Here is a 13,345-nt window from a genome sequence, read left to right as displayed (position 1 = left end):
TCACGCCGGAAGCAGGTGCTCCTTGGCGATCTTTTCCTTCCACACCAGCGGCGCCAGCTGGTGGACGTTCTTGCCCTCGGAATCGACCGCCACGGTCACCGGCATGTCCTTGACGGTGAATTCGTAGATCGCCTCCATGCCGAGGTCCGCAAAGCCGACGACCTTGGCTTCCTTGATCGCGCGCGCGACGAGGTAGGCGGCGCCGCCGACCGCCATCAGATAGGCCGACTTGTGCTTGGCGATGGATTCGGTGGCGGCGGGGCCGCGCTCCGACTTGCCGATGCTGGCCAGCAGGCCAAGATCGAGCATGGTGTCCGAGAACTTGTCCATGCGGGTCGCGGTGGTCGGGCCGGCGGGGCCGACGACTTCCTCGCGCACCGGATCGACCGGGCCGACGTAGTAGATCACGCGGCCCTTGAAATCGACCGGCAGTTCCTCGCCCTTGGCGAGCATGTCGGCGATGCGCTTGTGCGCGGCGTCGCGGCCGGTCAGCATCTTGCCGTTCAGCAGCAGGCGATCGCCCTGCTTCCAGCTCTGGACGATCTCGGGGGTGAGGGTGTCGAGGTCGACGCGGATGGCGCCGGCATCGGGAGCCCACTCCACCTGCGGCCACTCGTCCAGATTCGGGGTTTCGAGGTACTTCGGGCCGGAACCGTCCAGCGTGAAATGCGCGTGGCGGGTGGCGGCGCAGTTGGGGATCATGGCGACCGGCTTGCCGGCGGCGTGGCACGGCCAGTCCATGATCTTGACGTCCAGGATGGTGGCCAGGCCGCCAAGGCCCTGCGCGCCGATGCCGAGGGCATTCACCTTGTCGAAGATCTCGATGCGCAGCGCCTCGATATCGTTCTGCGGGCCGCGCTGCTTGAGCTGTGCCATGTCGATCGGCTCCATCAGGCTCTGCTTGGCGAGCTTGACGCAGTGCTCGGCGGTGCCGCCGATGCCGATGCCCAGCATGCCCGGCGGGCACCAGCCGGCACCCATCTGGGGCAGCATCTCGATCACCCAGTCGACGATGGAATCGCTGGGATTCATCATCTTGAACTTCGACTTGTTCTCCGAACCGCCGCCCTTGGCCGCAACGTCCACCGAGACCTTGGAGCCGGGGACCATGCTGACCGAAAGCACCGAAGGGGTGTTGTCCTTGGTGTTGCGGCGGGTGAAGGCGGGGTCGGCCAGAACCGAAGCGCGCAGCTTGTTCTCGGCATTGTTGTAGGCGCGGCGCACGCCTTCATCGACCACTTCCTGCAGCGACTTCTCGGATTCGAGGCGGCAGTTCTGGCCCCATTCGATGAAGACGTTGACGATGCCGGTGTCCTGGCAGATCGGGCGATGCCCTTCCGCGCACATGCGGCTGTTGGTCAGGATCTGGGCGATGGCATCCTTGGCGGCGGGGCCTTGTTCCGCCTCATAGGCGTCGCCCAGCGCGCGGATGTAGTCCATCGGGTGGAAGTAGCTGATATACTGAAGTGCGTCGGCGACACTGTCGATCAGGTCGTCTTCGCGGATGGTCACCATTTCTGTCATGGATTAGGCGCTCCCGTTTTTTGCGGATCACGTGGTTTTGCGCGCTCCTTAGACCCGCTTTGACATTTGCGCAAAAGCGCATTTCGCGCGGCGATTCTTGTGTTCCACGCGCAGCGGGTTGCATGTTCGGGAACGGCATCGTCAAAGCGTCACGATTGATCGACCAAGGTATTTCAAACTGCTTGGCCTGCATCGCCGCTTCGCTTAGAAGGCCCGGCATAAAGTCCGTATTTGCGGGGTACAGGCGTCTGCCGTCCTTTCCCGCGCCAGCATGAGGAATAGGCCGCAATGACCCTGACCGAGGATCGGTCCGCCACCGAAGCACGCCACGCGATGATCGTCAGCCAGCTGCGCACCAGCGGGGTCAACGAACCCTGGGTGCTCACCGCAATGGCCCGCGTCGCCCGCGAGAACTTCGTTCCGGCCGCCATGCGCGACGCCGCCTATATCGACCGCGCGATCGCGCTGGAAAACGGCCGGTTCCTGGCCGCTCCGCTCGTTCACGGCAAGATTCTGGCCGAAGCGGCTCCCACTCAGGACGACAAGGTCCTGCTCGTGGGCGAAGCCAATGGCTATCTGGCTGCGCTGCTGCGTCCGCTCGCCGGTTCGCTGACCGTGGTGGACCCTGCCGAAGCCGTCGCTCTGGCGGGTGAGGGCGGCTATTCGCTCGTCGTGATCGACGGTGCGATCGAGGAACTGCCCGCCGCTCTCGCCGCGCAAGTGGTCGACGGCGGCCGCGTGGTGACCGGTCTGGTCGTGCGCGGCGTCACGCGCCTCGCATCGGGCGTGAAGGCTGCCGGCGCGGTTTCGCTGCTGCCGCTGATCGAGATGGGGATTCCGGTTCTTCCCGAATTCGCTGCTCCCAAACACTGGAGCTTCTGAACGTGGCCCGGTTCGCAAAGCGTGCCGGGCTGCTCGCGGGGGGATGTCTGACACTGGCTCTGACCGGCGCTCCGGCGCTGGCAGATACCCTGCGCGATGCGCTTGTTGCCGCCTATCAAACCAATCCCACGCTCGAATCCGCGCGCGCGCAGCAGCGCGCCACGGATGAGGGCGTGCCGATCGCCAAGGCCCAGGGGCGGCCGAACGCCAGCGTCAGCGGCACCTACACGGAGTTCCTGAAGCAGAGCGAGAATTCGTTCAACGCGCCCGCGCGCACTTTCAATGCCGGGGCGGACCTGGGCGTGCCGATCTATTCGGGCGGCGCGGTGAAGAACCGCATCAAGGCCGCGAAGATCCGCGTCGACGCCGGACAGGCAGACTTGCGCGCCACGGAAGCCTCGATCTTCTCGCAAGTGGTCGCGGCCTACATGGACGTGATCCGCACCGAGGCGATCGTCGGGCTCAACCGCAAGAACGTCAGCGTTCTGCAGACCAACCTGCAGGCCACCAGCGACCGCTTCCAGATCGGCGACCTCACGCGCACCGACGTGGCGCAGTCGCAGTCGCGCCTGGCCGTCGCCCAGAGCGACTTGCGCACCGCCGAAGCCAATCTGGCCGGCGCGCGGGAGACTTACATCCGCCTCGTCGGCCATGCGCCCGAGGCTCTGGAGGCGCCGCCGCCCCTGCCGAACCTTCCCGGCAATGCGGATGAAGCCTCCGCCATCGCGCTCGATTCCAACCCCGATCTGATCGGCGCGCGAGAGCGTACCAAGGCTGCGGAAAAGGACATCGACGTCGCCGGCGCCAGCCGCCTGCCGACGCTGCGGCTGTTCGGCCAAGGCACCTACAACAACTACTTCAATACCCTGGCACGCGGCGTGCCCAGCTCAGGCGTGTCCCAGCACGATACCGCCGCGCAGGCCGGGGCGCAGTTGTCGATCCCGATCTTCCAGGGCGGATTGCCCGCCGCGCAGCGCCGCCAGGCCCAGGCCACGGCTTCCGCCACGCTGGAACAGGAAATCGCCGCCGAACGCGACGTGATCGCCCAGGTACGGTCGTCCTTCACCTCGTGGAACGCCTCGAACGACCTGATCCGCTCCTCGCAAGTGGCGGTAGACGCCGCCTCGCTCAGCCTGGAAGGCGTCCGCGCCGAGAATTCGGTAGGCAACCGCACCATTCTCGACATTCTCAATGCCGAGCAGGAACTGCTGAACGCCCAAGTCACCCTGGTGACGGCACGGCGCAACGCTTACGTCGCCGGCTTCACCCTGCTGGCGGCCATGGGCAAGGCCGAGGCCCGCGATCTCAACCTGGACGGCGGAATTCTCTACGATCCCGAGATCAATTACGACCGGGTGAAGGGCAAGATTCTCGACTGGGATAACGATCCGGCACCCGTGGCCAAGTCCACCCGGACCGTTGACACGCAAGTGCAGGACGGGAACATTCCGCAGCAGTAATTGGCTGCTCCGATTCGGAGCAGGATTTTCGTCGCGTCCGGTGGGCCTTTGAAGCAGGCAGCCGGACCAGCGAGCAGGGGCAAAGTGGCATGCGTCAAAGCGGTGAACCTTCGGTCGAGGAGATTCTCCAGTCGATCAAGCAGGTGATCGCCCGCGACATGCGTGTCGATTCGCGGTCCGATGCCCGGGCCGAGCGGCACCGCCGTTCGGTGGAGGATCTCCGCGCGGTCATGCTCGAGGACGAGGATGACGATGTGCTCGATCTGGCGGAAACCGCGCAGCTCGTGCCCGACGAACCTGCCGACGAGCCCGCGCTGGTTCATGACGAGAAGCGCAATTCGATGCGCGAATCGCTGGCGGCGTTGGCCATGATCTCGGAACCCGGCGTGCCGCCGCAGATCGTCCGCTCGGGCGAGACTTCGCTGGAAGCCCTGACTCGCGAATTGCTGCGCCCGGCGCTTGCCGAATGGCTCGACAAGAACCTGCCACCGATGGTGGAGCGGCTCGTCGCTGCCGAGATCGCCCGGATCGTGGGCAAGAAGGGCTGACAGCGCCCCGCCGGTGAGAGATCGGCCGGCGGCCTGCCGGCACGTTCGCACTGGACCATCCGGCCGCCGCTTCCTACTTCCCGGAACATGGCTAAACCCGATCCCGCGCTGCTAGACGCCGCGCGCTACCCGTTCTCGTGTCAGATCGAACCGCGTTTCGGCGATCTCGACGTGAACATGCACATCAACAACGTCGCCATGGCCGGCATTCTGGAGGACGCACGCGTGCGTTTCTTCCGCACGGCGGGCGGCCTTGAGCACCTCGCCGGGCTCTCGACGATGGTGGCCAGCATCGCCATCGATTACCTGGGCGAGACTCACTATCCGGAGGCGGTCACCGTGCACGGCGCGGTGGAACGCATGGGACGGACCAGCCAGACCGTGCTTCAGGTGGTGATGCAGGAGGGCAAGCCCGTGGTTTTCGCCCGCACCGTAATCGTCATGGTCGGTCCAAGCGGCCCTGCGCCGCTGACCGAAGCCTATCTGGAAAACGCCCGGCAATGGATGTTCCGCGCATGAGCGCCACGGCCGAAGACATCGCGCGCGCCGCCGATGCACTGGCGAAATCCGGAGGCGACGGAATCCAGCGGCACATCTTCATCTGCGCCGAACCCCAGAAGGGCGAGTGCTGCGCGCCGCAGCAGGGCGCGGCCTCATGGAAATACCTGAAGAAGCGGCTCAAGCAGCTCGGGCTCGACGGCCCCCTGCGTCAGGACGGCGGCGGCGTCGCCCGGACCAAGGCCGATTGCCTGCGCATCTGTTTCGCCGGTCCGGTCGCCGTGGTCTGGCCGGACGGCGTGTGGTACCACTCCTGCACCGAGGATGTGCTGGAGCGGATCATCCAGGAGCACCTGATCGGCGGCCACCCGGTCGAGGAATTCCGCCTGAGACCTGCGGCAACCTGATTCGTCCGGCGCCTGGCGTTCCGCAGCCGAAAATTCAGAACCGGTGATCGTCGTCCAGCGGATCGACGACCGCCTCGTCATGGCCGGTGCCGCTGGACAGGAACACCAGGCCCATCAGCGCGGACGCCAGCAGCATGGTGAAGCCGATGCCCAATGCCGCGGCAATGTAGAAGTGCACCGAGACCATCCCGTTGGAACGGTAGAGCAGAATCACCGAAGCGATCACCAGAGCCACCGTCACTGTCAGCATATAGCGCATGATGCGGCGATAGCGCGCCCAGGCGTGGGCGGCCTTTTCGGGGTCATCCAGGGGCGAGCGCGGTATCATCCGGCCCATGTGCGCCTTCGCGCGCCGGCTCGCAAGGGACTCGTGGCGGTGCCGGGCCTGTGTTACTCTCCATCGACCAAGCCCCGACAGAGGGCGTGCGAGGAGCGGGTCGAGGACCCGATTACGGGAGATTGAAACGATGACGATCGAGCGGATCATCGCCGGCCGGGAGGCCGTTATCACCTGCCAGGCCGATTGCACCGTCAGCGAGGCGGCGTCCCTTCTGGCCGATCGCCGCATCGGCGCATTGCCGATCTTCGAAGGCGACAGCCTCGTCGGGATCTTTTCCGAGCGCGACGTGATCTACCGCCTGCACGAATTCGGGCCGAGCGTGCTGGGCATGCAGGTCAGCGAAGTCATGACCTCTCCGCCCGTCACGGTGGATCCATCCGCCTCGGCCCTGGCTGCGCTGGCGTTGATGACGCGGCGGCGCATTCGCCACCTGCCGGTGACCGTCGGCGATCGCATGGTCGCTTTCGTATCGATCGGCGACATCGTGAAGTACCGACTGGAAAAGGTGGAATCCGAAGCCGCCGCCATGCGCGACTATATCCAGATGGCCTGAACCGGCTCCGGCCTCCCTTTGGGCACTCCCTTCCGGCCGCGCGAGGCCGTCAGAACGATCCGCCAGAGTGCGCGGGCGGTGCCGCATGGCGACGCGCCGCCGCACAGGCTTCCCGGCGCAATCGCCCTACCAAGCCGGACAGGATTCCTCTGCCCTCCGCGCCTTGCCGCGGGGGGCGGGGAGGCCTACATCGCGGACATGGACCAGCAAACCGTCACTCTCAGCCCCTCGGCGGCCTCGCGCGTTGCCGCGATTGCCGAAAAGCAGGGCAAGCCCGCGATTCTTCGTCTCTCGGTCGAAGGCGGCGGCTGCTCCGGCTTCCAATACAAGTTCGGCCTCGCCGAGGCGCCCGAGGCGGATGACACCGTCGCGGAAACGGACGGCGTGCGACTGGTCGTGGACTCGATGAGCCTCGATCTCGTGAGCGGCTGCGTGGTCGACTACGTGGAATCTCTTGGCGGTGCGGCCTTCAAGGTGGAGAACCCCCAGGCTGCGGCCGGATGCGGATGCGGATCGAGCTTCTCGGTATGAGGAAGATCGCGACGTTCAACATCAACGGGGTCAAGGCGCGCCTGCCCCGCCTGCTCGAATGGCTGGAAGAGACGCGACCGGCCGTCGCCTGCCTGCAGGAGATCAAGAGCCAGGACGAAGGCTTCCCGATCGCCGAGTTCGAGAAGATCGGCTACAAGGGCATCTGGCACGGCCAGAAGGGCTTCAACGGCGTGGCCATCCTTGCCGATGGCGAGATGCCGGTGGAAGTGCAGCGCGGCCTGGATGGGGAGCCTGAGGACGAGCATTCGCGCTATCTGGAGGCGGACGTCTTCGGAATGCGCGTCGTTTGCATCTACCTGCCCAATGGCAATCCGGTGCCCGGTCCCAAGTTCGACTACAAGCTGCGCTGGATGGACCGCCTCCGCCGCCGCATGGACGCGATCAAGGCCGAAGAAGTTCCCGCCATCGTCACCGGCGATTTCAACGTCATCCCCACCGATTGCGATGTCTGGTCGCCGCCGGCCATGGCGGCCGATGCCCTGATGCAGCCGGAATCGCGCGATGCCTATTTCCGCCTGCTCGGAGACGGCTGGACCGACGCGATCGCCACTCACAACCCGCGCGGCGGCGTCTGGACCTTCTGGGACTATCAGGCCGGCGCCTGGCAGCGCGACCATGGCTTCCGCATCGATCATGCACTGCTCTCGCCCGAGCTGGCGGACAGGCTCGTGGCCTGCGGCGTCGACAAGTCCTACCGCGGCCGCGAGAAGGCCAGCGACCATACCCCGGTCTGGGTCCATCTGAGGGACTGATTCCGGCGGGCCCGATAACGGCACGAGAAAGGGGAGCGAAAGCGGTGCATGGCGCACCGATTTCGCTCCCCTTCTCATGTCCCGCTACAGGGGCTGCAGCGCGCCCCCAGACCGATCACCGCCGGATCAACGGTAGAAGATGTGATTGTCCACGCGGGCCAGGCGCGTCAGGCGCCAGTTCGGTTCCACGCGCGTGGCGTGGAAGAACAGCGCACCCTTGACCGGGCTCTTCCAGCTCTTTTCCATGGCGATCTTGGCGACGGCCACGGCTTCGCGCCAGCCGCTCGACTGTTCGCGCACCTTGGGCATCTTCTTGCCCTGGATGAAGGAGAACTGCGCCGGCTGGTAGACGACGCCGCAGTAGCTGGCCGGGAAGCGACCCGATTCCGCGCGGTTGATGATCACGCGGCCAACAGCCAGCTGGCCTTCCAGAGTTTCGCCGCGCGATTCGAAGTAGATCGCGCTGGCCAGGCAGCGCATTTCGCTGCTCAAACGGCCAGGTACGGACTGCTGGGCAACAAGCTGCGCCAGCGTGTCTGCATCGACCGGGTTGTCCTGCGAAGCGTCCTGATCTTCTGCGCCTGCTGCACTGTCGTCATCCGTCGCGTCTACCCCGTCTTCCGAGGGGAGGGACTGGACGACCGGCTTCGAGACGAAGATCGGATCGAGGTTCGATTGGGCCTGGACCAGGACTGGTGCCAGAGCCGCGGCGCCCGAACCCTGTGCGCCGAATAGGGTGGTCAATATCGTAGCGGCCAGCGCCACTGCGCTTGCCCACTGAACTTTGCTTCGCATCAACTTTAGATCAAGGGCGGTGAACCAATCCGACGCAGGCGGGAACGGAATGCCTTTTAGAGGCGTTCACCTTCCAACGATCCTGCCGACGATTCCCCGTCTGCGTGCTAGCCGGGTTGGCCGAAATGCTACCCGAGCCGCTTCCGCGTCTGCGAAGAGGCCATTAACTTGCATGCCGTGCAAGTCAACCCGGTTATACACCAAGCCCGATGAAGCGTTCGGGCTTCGCGACATCCAGTTCCACAACCCAAAGGTCGGGGTCCTGCGTGCCGCGTCTCTCCACATAGTCCGAGAACGCGAGTCTCGCCGTTAGCGATTCGCCGAAATCTGCCGATTCCTCCTGGCGGCGAGTGCAATGCCAGGCGCGCGTGCCATCCAGGCCCGGCATGCGTTCATAGGCGCGCGCACTGCCTCCATTCTCGAGCAGGACGAGCATGATCGTCCCGGCGTCGCGCTCACCTTTGCTGAGAACCATGCCGAATCCGCCTTCCGCTTCCACTGCGCGTATGAGGCCGGAGACTTCCAGATGGGCGGGCAGGCGGTCGTCCATGTCAGGCCGTGCCGATCGGGCCGGGACCAGTCGGGCCCGGGGCAGTCGGGACGACGTAACCGGGCAGGCCGGAAAGCGCGATGCGCGAGCGCATGAACGTGCCGGTGCCGCGGCCCACTTCGTCGCCCTCCTCATCCACCAGGCGCGATTCCGCCACCAGCACGCGGCGGCGGCCGCTGACCCAGCGACCTTCGGCCACGATGGTGCCGCCCTTGATCGGCTTGCTCAGCAGCAGGTTGAACGAAGTGGTAAGCAGGAAGCGATCGGTGACGAGCGTGTTGGCGGCATAGAACGCCGCATCGTCCAGCATCTTGAAATAGATCGTCCCATGCGCCGCGCCGGCGGCGTGGAAACTGTCCGGCTCCACATCGAAAGTGATGCGGGAATGCCCCTCGCCGACGATATCGAGGCGAGAGCGGAACATCTGGTTGATCGGCGCCGAAGCATAGAGGCCTTCCAGCGCACGCCAGTGCAGGCCGGCGCCGGACATGTCCGGAGCGCCGGAGTCCGAAGTCTCAGGCGGCATCGCGATCGATGACGTTGCTGAGCAGGCTGTAGAGCGCCTCGGGGCCGGGCGCATCGATCAGCGCGGAATGCATGCGTTCATCGCGCATCATGCGCGAGATCGCGGCCAGGGCGTGAAGGTGAGTGGCGCCGGCATTCTCGGGCGAAAGCAGGCCGAACACCAGATCGACCGGCACGCCATCCGCGGATTCGAATTCCACGGGGGCGTCCAGTCGCAGCACGACGGCCACGGGCCGCCCAAGACCGGACATGCGGGCATGCGGTATGGCGATGCGGCGGCCGAAGCCCGTGCTGCCCAGTTCCTCGCGCTCGATAATGCGCGCAAGCACGACTTCGCGATCGAGGTGGTAAACCTCGGCGAAAAGGTCGGCGAGTCGGCCGAGAATCACGGGCTTGCTGTCTGCGCTGGAAGTCACGACGGCATCTGGCAACAGGGTAAAAAGACTGCTCATCTGCGTTTCTGGTTCTGGCCCAAGATGGGTTACCTAGGACTAAACGTCCATAACCCCCGGAAAACCGGGGGTTATGCTTTGTCCTTCGAAAAGAAGTATAGACGCCTATTCGGCGCTACGGTCGGCGTCAGTGCGGCTCGACCCAGCCAATCGAACCGTCGCCGCGGCGGTAAACCATATTATGGCGCCCCGTGCCAGCGTTTTTGAACAGCAGCGCCGTGGTGTTGCGCAAGTCGAGCATCATGACCGCGTCCGAAACGGTGGCCTCGGGAACGTCCACACGGGTTTCCGCAATCACGACAGGTGCGTCGATTTCCTGCTCTTCTTCCTGCTCGTTCGCGCGTTCTTCGAAGATCGTGTAGGCGGCTTCTTCCACTGCGACGGCATGAGCCGACTGTTCGTGGCGATCCTTGATCCGGCGCTTGTAACGGCGCAGCTGCTTGTCGATCTTTTCGGCGGCCTGGTCGCAGGCGATATGGGCGTCCTGTGCCATGCCGGTGCCCTTCAGCACCAGGTTCTGCATCACATGCATCACGATATCGCAGCGGAAAGCGCCGGCCGGGGCGCGTCCGAAGGTGACCTGGGACGACAGCGCTCGGCTGAAGTACTTGTCTATGATCGCCGTCAGTCGCTCGCTGGCGTGGTTCTGGAGGGCTTCACCGGTGTCGACCTGATGGCCGGAAACGCGGATGTCCATGGGCGATTACTCCTCTGCTGTGAATCAGGCGCCCCAGAGCGGGGCATCGACCGACTTGAGAAACTCTGCGTGAACAAGAAGTTCCTCGTCGGTAGCCGCGTGTGGACGCGGCTGACGAAACGGGCGATCCTTTCGAATGAGAATGCGCGCCTCCGTCGTGATTTCGGCGGTTTCCGCGAGAAGCTCCAGGCCGATCTGGCGACCGCCCCTCAGCTCCACATAGACCTGCGCGAGCAGCTCGGCGTCTAGCAAGGCGCCGTGCTTGGTACGATGACTTCGATCAATTCCGTAGCGCGTGCAAAGCGCGTCCAGAGACAGCTTGGCGCCGGGATGCCGCACTTTGGCGAGCGCCACGGTATCGACCATCCGCGTCAGGCAGACTTCGGCAAAGCCGCACTTGGCGAGTTCGAAATTGATGAAGTTGAAGTCGAAGCCCGCATTGTGCGCGATCATCGGCGCGTCGCCGATGAAGTCCACGAAGGCCTGGGCGCAGCTGCCGAACAGGGGCTTGTCGGCCAGGAAGGCATCGGACAGGCCGTGCACCGCTTCGGCTTCTGCGGGCATCGTGCGTTCGGGGTTGAAATAGGCGTGGTAGGTTTGGCCGGTGGGCACCCGGTTGACCATCTCGATGCAGCCGATCTCCACCATCCGGTCCCCGTTCCTGGGGTCGAAACCTGTAGTCTCGGTGTCGAAGATGATCTCTCTCATCCCTCTCCATATCTGCCTGCCCGGCCCACTTCGCAAGGCCCTGAGGCGATTATTCTGACCCGGCCAGCGCATCCACGATGCGGCTTACCTGCCGGCGGGTTTCCTCCAATGTGGTCCCGGTATCGATGACGAAATCGGCGCGCGCGCGCTTTTCCGCGTCCGGAACCTGAAGGGTCAGTATCTGCTGGAATTTCTCCGCCGTCATGCCCGGCCGCGCGAGCACGCGGGCACGCTGGGCCTCTGCCGGAGCGGAGACCACCACCACCCCGTCCAGGCCGCGATCGCCCGTTTTTTCGTAAAGCAGGGGTATGTCGAAAACGACCAGCGACGCGCTGCCATGCGTCGCCATGAAGCGGCGCCGCGCCTCCGCGACGGCGGGGTGGACGATGCCCTCGAGTCGCGCCAGTTCCGCCTTGTCTCCGAACACGGCCGCGCCCAGCTTCTGGCGAATGACCCCCTCCGGGCCGGTGGTGCCCGGAAAGGCCGCCTCGATCGCCGCGACCAGCAACCCGCCCGGGCCCTGCAATTCGTGAACGGCGGCATCCGCATCGAAGACCGGCACGCCGAGAGCGCGGAACATCCCGGCCACGGTGGACTTGCCCATGCCGATCGAGCCGGTGAGGCCCAGGATCTTCGGGGCCGCGGCGCGACTCATGCCAGAAGCCGCGCGCGCAGTTCCTCGTCATGCTCGCGCGGCGGCTTCACCCCGAAGAAACGCGTGAAGGCGACGTCGGCCTGGCCGATCAGCATCGCCAGGCCGTCGACCGTTTCCAGTCCCGCCTTGCGGGCATCCTGAAGGAACGGCGTCTCCAGCGGACTGGTAACGATGTCATAGGCCACGCTGCGCGGCGGCGCATGGCTGAAATCGAAGGCGAGGGGCGGCTGCCCGGCCATGCCCAGCGGACTCGCATTGACGATGATGTCGAGGCAGTGCTCGCGGTCGTCGAAGGCGAAATCGGTAGGCTCGGCGAAATGCGCCAGGTCGATGGCTTGATGGTCCTTCTGCACGGTCAACTCGTCCAGCATGGCCCGCGCCTTGGCGGGATCGCGCCCGGCCAGCACGATCACGAAGCCGCGCTCCGCCAGGGCCGCAACGATCGCCCGCGCAGCGCCGCCGGTACCGAGCACGCGCGCCATACGGAACAAGTGAGTCTGGTCGAGCAGCGGCTGCAGCGGCTCCAGAAAGCCCGGAGCGTCGGTGTTGTAGCCTGTCAGCGAGCCATCCGCTTCGCGCACCACTGTGTTCACGGCGCCGATCCTGGCCGCCAGCGGATCCAGCCTGTCGAGCAGGGGCACGATCGCCAGCTTGTGCGGCATGGTGACGTTGCAACCCCGCCAGGCGGCATCGCCGCGGCGTTCGTCGAGATAGCCGGCCAGGCCTTCAACCGGAACGAGATGCCGGTCGTAGCGACCCTCGAGGCCGAGCTTCTCCAGCCAGAATCCGTGAATCACCGGGGACCTGGATTGTCCGATCGGATCGCCGATCACTTCGGCATAAGGCAGAGTCATTGCGCGATTTCTCCGAGACGGCGCAGCGCCGCCTGCACTTTGAGCAGCGGCATGCCGAGAATGGTGAAATAGTCGCCGTCGATCTTCTCGAACAACTGCACGCCCCGGGCTTCGATACGAAAAACGCCGACGCAGCCCGCCACTTCGGGCCATTCGGCATCGAGATAATCGGCAATGAACGCTTCGGAAAGCGTCGTGACATGGAGCGAGGCCACGGCGTCTTCGGCCCAGAGGACCTCGCCGTCGCGCACGAGGGCGGCGGCGCTGTGGAGATTCATCGCCTTGCCGGAGAAAAAGCGCAGATGTTCGGCGGCGGCCTCGCGATCGGCGGGCTTGTCGAAACGGCGGCCAGCGCATTCGACCAGCGAGTCACTGCCGAGCACCAGCTCTCCAGGCGCCTGATCGGATACCGCCAGCGCCTTGGCCCGCGCCAGTTGCAGGGCGATCTCGGCGGGCGGCCTGCCGGAAAGCCCCGCCTCGATGGCGCGCTCGTCGACATGCGCGGGCTGCGCGCGAAACGGAATGGCTGCGGCTTCGAGCATGGCGCGCCGCGACGCGCTTTGAGATGCCAGGACGATCATGTCGATTTCCCG

At 65.3% G+C, this 13,345-nt stretch carries 19 protein-coding genes; 8 read left to right on the top strand and 11 right to left on the bottom strand.

Annotation, left to right across the window (positions count from 1 at the left end):
• Positions 1-1,524 (bottom strand): fumarate hydratase, encoded by a 1,524-nt coding sequence (locus AC1VV3_RS09765; RefSeq protein ID WP_482961651.1) that lies wholly within the window; start codon positions 1,522-1,524, stop codon positions 1-3.
• A 288-nt stretch (positions 1,525-1,812) separates the two neighbouring features.
• Here AC1VV3_RS09765 and AC1VV3_RS09760 point away from each other — a divergent pair, with 288 nt between their 5' ends.
• The 5 genes from AC1VV3_RS09760 (at position 1,813) to AC1VV3_RS09740 (ending at position 5,319) form a co-directional block, all read left to right on the top strand.
• Positions 1,813-2,406, top strand: a complete 594-nt coding sequence (locus AC1VV3_RS09760; protein ID WP_482961650.1) for a protein-L-isoaspartate O-methyltransferase family protein — start codon at positions 1,813-1,815, stop codon at positions 2,404-2,406.
• A gap of 2 nt (positions 2,407-2,408) precedes the next feature.
• A complete protein-coding gene (locus tag AC1VV3_RS09755) occupies positions 2,409-3,866 on the top strand; it encodes a TolC family outer membrane protein (RefSeq protein ID WP_132264263.1) in 1,458 nt (485 codons plus the stop codon).
• Positions 3,867-3,955: 89 nt separating this feature from the next.
• Positions 3,956-4,414, top strand: a complete 459-nt coding sequence (locus AC1VV3_RS09750; protein WP_431568068.1) for a DUF2497 domain-containing protein — start codon at positions 3,956-3,958, stop codon at positions 4,412-4,414.
• Between the two features lie 87 nt (positions 4,415-4,501).
• Positions 4,502-4,933 (top strand): acyl-CoA thioesterase, encoded by a 432-nt coding sequence (locus AC1VV3_RS09745; protein ID WP_482961649.1) that lies wholly within the window; start codon positions 4,502-4,504, stop codon positions 4,931-4,933.
• Positions 4,930-5,319 carry a (2Fe-2S) ferredoxin domain-containing protein gene (locus tag AC1VV3_RS09740; RefSeq protein ID WP_482961648.1) on the top strand — a complete coding sequence of 130 codons (390 nt, stop codon included), beginning with the start codon at positions 4,930-4,932 and terminating at the stop codon, positions 5,317-5,319. The genes AC1VV3_RS09745 and AC1VV3_RS09740 overlap by 4 nt, the downstream gene beginning before the upstream one ends.
• A gap of 34 nt (positions 5,320-5,353) precedes the next feature.
• Here the strand turns inward: AC1VV3_RS09740 and AC1VV3_RS09735 are convergent, their stop codons facing one another.
• Positions 5,354-5,647, bottom strand: a complete 294-nt coding sequence (locus tag AC1VV3_RS09735) for a hypothetical protein (protein WP_132265251.1) — start codon at positions 5,645-5,647, stop codon at positions 5,354-5,356.
• Positions 5,648-5,786: 139 nt separating this feature from the next.
• On the opposite strand from AC1VV3_RS09735, the gene AC1VV3_RS09730 reads away from it, so the two are divergent.
• From AC1VV3_RS09730 to xth, 3 genes are all read left to right on the top strand, one after another.
• Entirely contained in the window at positions 5,787-6,212 is a 426-nt protein-coding gene (locus AC1VV3_RS09730) for a CBS domain-containing protein (protein ID WP_482961647.1), read from the top strand.
• A 198-nt stretch (positions 6,213-6,410) separates the two neighbouring features.
• Positions 6,411-6,743, top strand: a complete 333-nt coding sequence (gene erpA / locus AC1VV3_RS09725; RefSeq protein WP_132264273.1) for an iron-sulfur cluster insertion protein ErpA — start codon at positions 6,411-6,413, stop codon at positions 6,741-6,743.
• Positions 6,740-7,516 carry an exodeoxyribonuclease III gene (xth, locus tag AC1VV3_RS09720; protein ID WP_208324875.1) on the top strand — a complete coding sequence of 259 codons (777 nt, stop codon included), beginning with the start codon at positions 6,740-6,742 and terminating at the stop codon, positions 7,514-7,516. Before erpA ends, xth begins: the two co-directional genes overlap by 4 nt.
• 126 nt (positions 7,517-7,642) lie before the next feature.
• Here xth and AC1VV3_RS09715 read toward each other — a convergent pair whose 3' ends face one another.
• The 9 genes from AC1VV3_RS09715 to AC1VV3_RS09675 form a co-directional block, all read right to left on the bottom strand.
• Positions 7,643-8,311 carry a cell wall hydrolase gene (locus AC1VV3_RS09715; protein WP_132264276.1) on the bottom strand — a complete coding sequence of 223 codons (669 nt, stop codon included), beginning with the start codon at positions 8,309-8,311 and terminating at the stop codon, positions 7,643-7,645.
• A 193-nt stretch (positions 8,312-8,504) separates the two neighbouring features.
• Complete coding sequence (locus AC1VV3_RS09710; protein WP_132264278.1) at positions 8,505-8,861, bottom strand: DUF1491 family protein; 357 nt, start codon at positions 8,859-8,861, stop codon at positions 8,505-8,507.
• Position 8,862: 1 nt separating this feature from the next.
• Positions 8,863-9,351, bottom strand: coding sequence for a PaaI family thioesterase (locus AC1VV3_RS09705; RefSeq protein WP_482961646.1), 489 nt, complete (start codon positions 9,349-9,351; stop codon positions 8,863-8,865).
• 25 nt (positions 9,352-9,376) lie between these two features.
• A complete protein-coding gene (locus AC1VV3_RS09700; RefSeq protein WP_132264281.1) occupies positions 9,377-9,838 on the bottom strand; it encodes a PTS sugar transporter subunit IIA in 462 nt (153 codons plus the stop codon).
• 127 nt (positions 9,839-9,965) lie between these two features.
• On the bottom strand, positions 9,966-10,535 hold the full coding sequence (gene hpf, locus AC1VV3_RS09695) for a ribosome hibernation-promoting factor, HPF/YfiA family (protein WP_132264283.1): 570 nt from the start codon (positions 10,533-10,535) through the stop codon (positions 9,966-9,968).
• A 24-nt stretch (positions 10,536-10,559) separates the two neighbouring features.
• Entirely contained in the window at positions 10,560-11,243 is a 684-nt protein-coding gene (gene dnaQ / locus AC1VV3_RS09690; RefSeq protein WP_132264285.1) for a DNA polymerase III subunit epsilon, read from the bottom strand.
• A 49-nt stretch (positions 11,244-11,292) separates the two neighbouring features.
• Positions 11,293-11,898: a dephospho-CoA kinase gene (gene coaE, locus AC1VV3_RS09685; RefSeq protein ID WP_482961645.1), complete on the bottom strand. Its 606-nt coding sequence runs from the start codon at positions 11,896-11,898 to the stop codon at positions 11,293-11,295.
• Positions 11,895-12,752, bottom strand: coding sequence for a shikimate dehydrogenase family protein (locus AC1VV3_RS09680; protein ID WP_482961644.1), 858 nt, complete (start codon positions 12,750-12,752; stop codon positions 11,895-11,897). Before AC1VV3_RS09680 ends, coaE begins: the two co-directional genes overlap by 4 nt.
• Positions 12,749-13,333 (bottom strand): Maf family protein, encoded by a 585-nt coding sequence (locus AC1VV3_RS09675; protein ID WP_134094829.1) that lies wholly within the window; start codon positions 13,331-13,333, stop codon positions 12,749-12,751. The genes AC1VV3_RS09680 and AC1VV3_RS09675 overlap by 4 nt, the downstream gene beginning before the upstream one ends.
• Positions 13,334-13,345: the final 12 nt, after the last annotated feature.

The sequence above is a fragment of the Novosphingobium sp. BL-S-34 genome, assembly GCF_056857015.1.
The sequence above is the reverse complement of the archived record's forward strand: the minus strand, read 5'-3'. Positions and strand labels throughout refer to the sequence as shown.

Coding starts and splice junctions, on each gene's coding strand:
- AC1VV3_RS09760 (WP_482961650.1), top strand. CDS start 1,813: ATGACCCTGACCGAGGATCGGTCCGCCACCGAAGCACGCCACGCGATG.
- AC1VV3_RS09745 (WP_482961649.1), top strand. CDS start 4,502: ATGGCTAAACCCGATCCCGCGCTGCTAGACGCCGCGCGCTACCCGTTC.
- coaE (WP_482961645.1), bottom strand. CDS start 11,898: ATGAGTCGCGCCGCGGCCCCGAAGATCCTGGGCCTCACCGGCTCGATC.
- AC1VV3_RS09675 (WP_134094829.1), bottom strand. CDS start 13,333: ATGATCGTCCTGGCATCTCAAAGCGCGTCGCGGCGCGCCATGCTCGAA.
- AC1VV3_RS09715 (WP_132264276.1), bottom strand. CDS start 8,311: ATGCGAAGCAAAGTTCAGTGGGCAAGCGCAGTGGCGCTGGCCGCTACG.
- AC1VV3_RS09735 (WP_132265251.1), bottom strand. CDS start 5,647: ATGATACCGCGCTCGCCCCTGGATGACCCCGAAAAGGCCGCCCACGCC.
- AC1VV3_RS09705 (WP_482961646.1), bottom strand. CDS start 9,351: ATGTCCGGCGCCGGCCTGCACTGGCGTGCGCTGGAAGGCCTCTATGCT.
- AC1VV3_RS09680 (WP_482961644.1), bottom strand. CDS start 12,752: ATGACTCTGCCTTATGCCGAAGTGATCGGCGATCCGATCGGACAATCC.
- xth (WP_208324875.1), top strand. CDS start 6,740: ATGAGGAAGATCGCGACGTTCAACATCAACGGGGTCAAGGCGCGCCTG.
- AC1VV3_RS09710 (WP_132264278.1), bottom strand. CDS start 8,861: ATGGACGACCGCCTGCCCGCCCATCTGGAAGTCTCCGGCCTCATACGC.
- hpf (WP_132264283.1), bottom strand. CDS start 10,535: ATGGACATCCGCGTTTCCGGCCATCAGGTCGACACCGGTGAAGCCCTC.
- dnaQ (WP_132264285.1), bottom strand. CDS start 11,243: ATGAGAGAGATCATCTTCGACACCGAGACTACAGGTTTCGACCCCAGG.
- AC1VV3_RS09750 (WP_431568068.1), top strand. CDS start 3,956: ATGCGTCAAAGCGGTGAACCTTCGGTCGAGGAGATTCTCCAGTCGATC.
- erpA (WP_132264273.1), top strand. CDS start 6,411: ATGGACCAGCAAACCGTCACTCTCAGCCCCTCGGCGGCCTCGCGCGTT.
- AC1VV3_RS09765 (WP_482961651.1), bottom strand. CDS start 1,524: ATGACAGAAATGGTGACCATCCGCGAAGACGACCTGATCGACAGTGTC.
- AC1VV3_RS09730 (WP_482961647.1), top strand. CDS start 5,787: ATGACGATCGAGCGGATCATCGCCGGCCGGGAGGCCGTTATCACCTGC.
- AC1VV3_RS09740 (WP_482961648.1), top strand. CDS start 4,930: ATGAGCGCCACGGCCGAAGACATCGCGCGCGCCGCCGATGCACTGGCG.
- AC1VV3_RS09700 (WP_132264281.1), bottom strand. CDS start 9,838: ATGAGCAGTCTTTTTACCCTGTTGCCAGATGCCGTCGTGACTTCCAGC.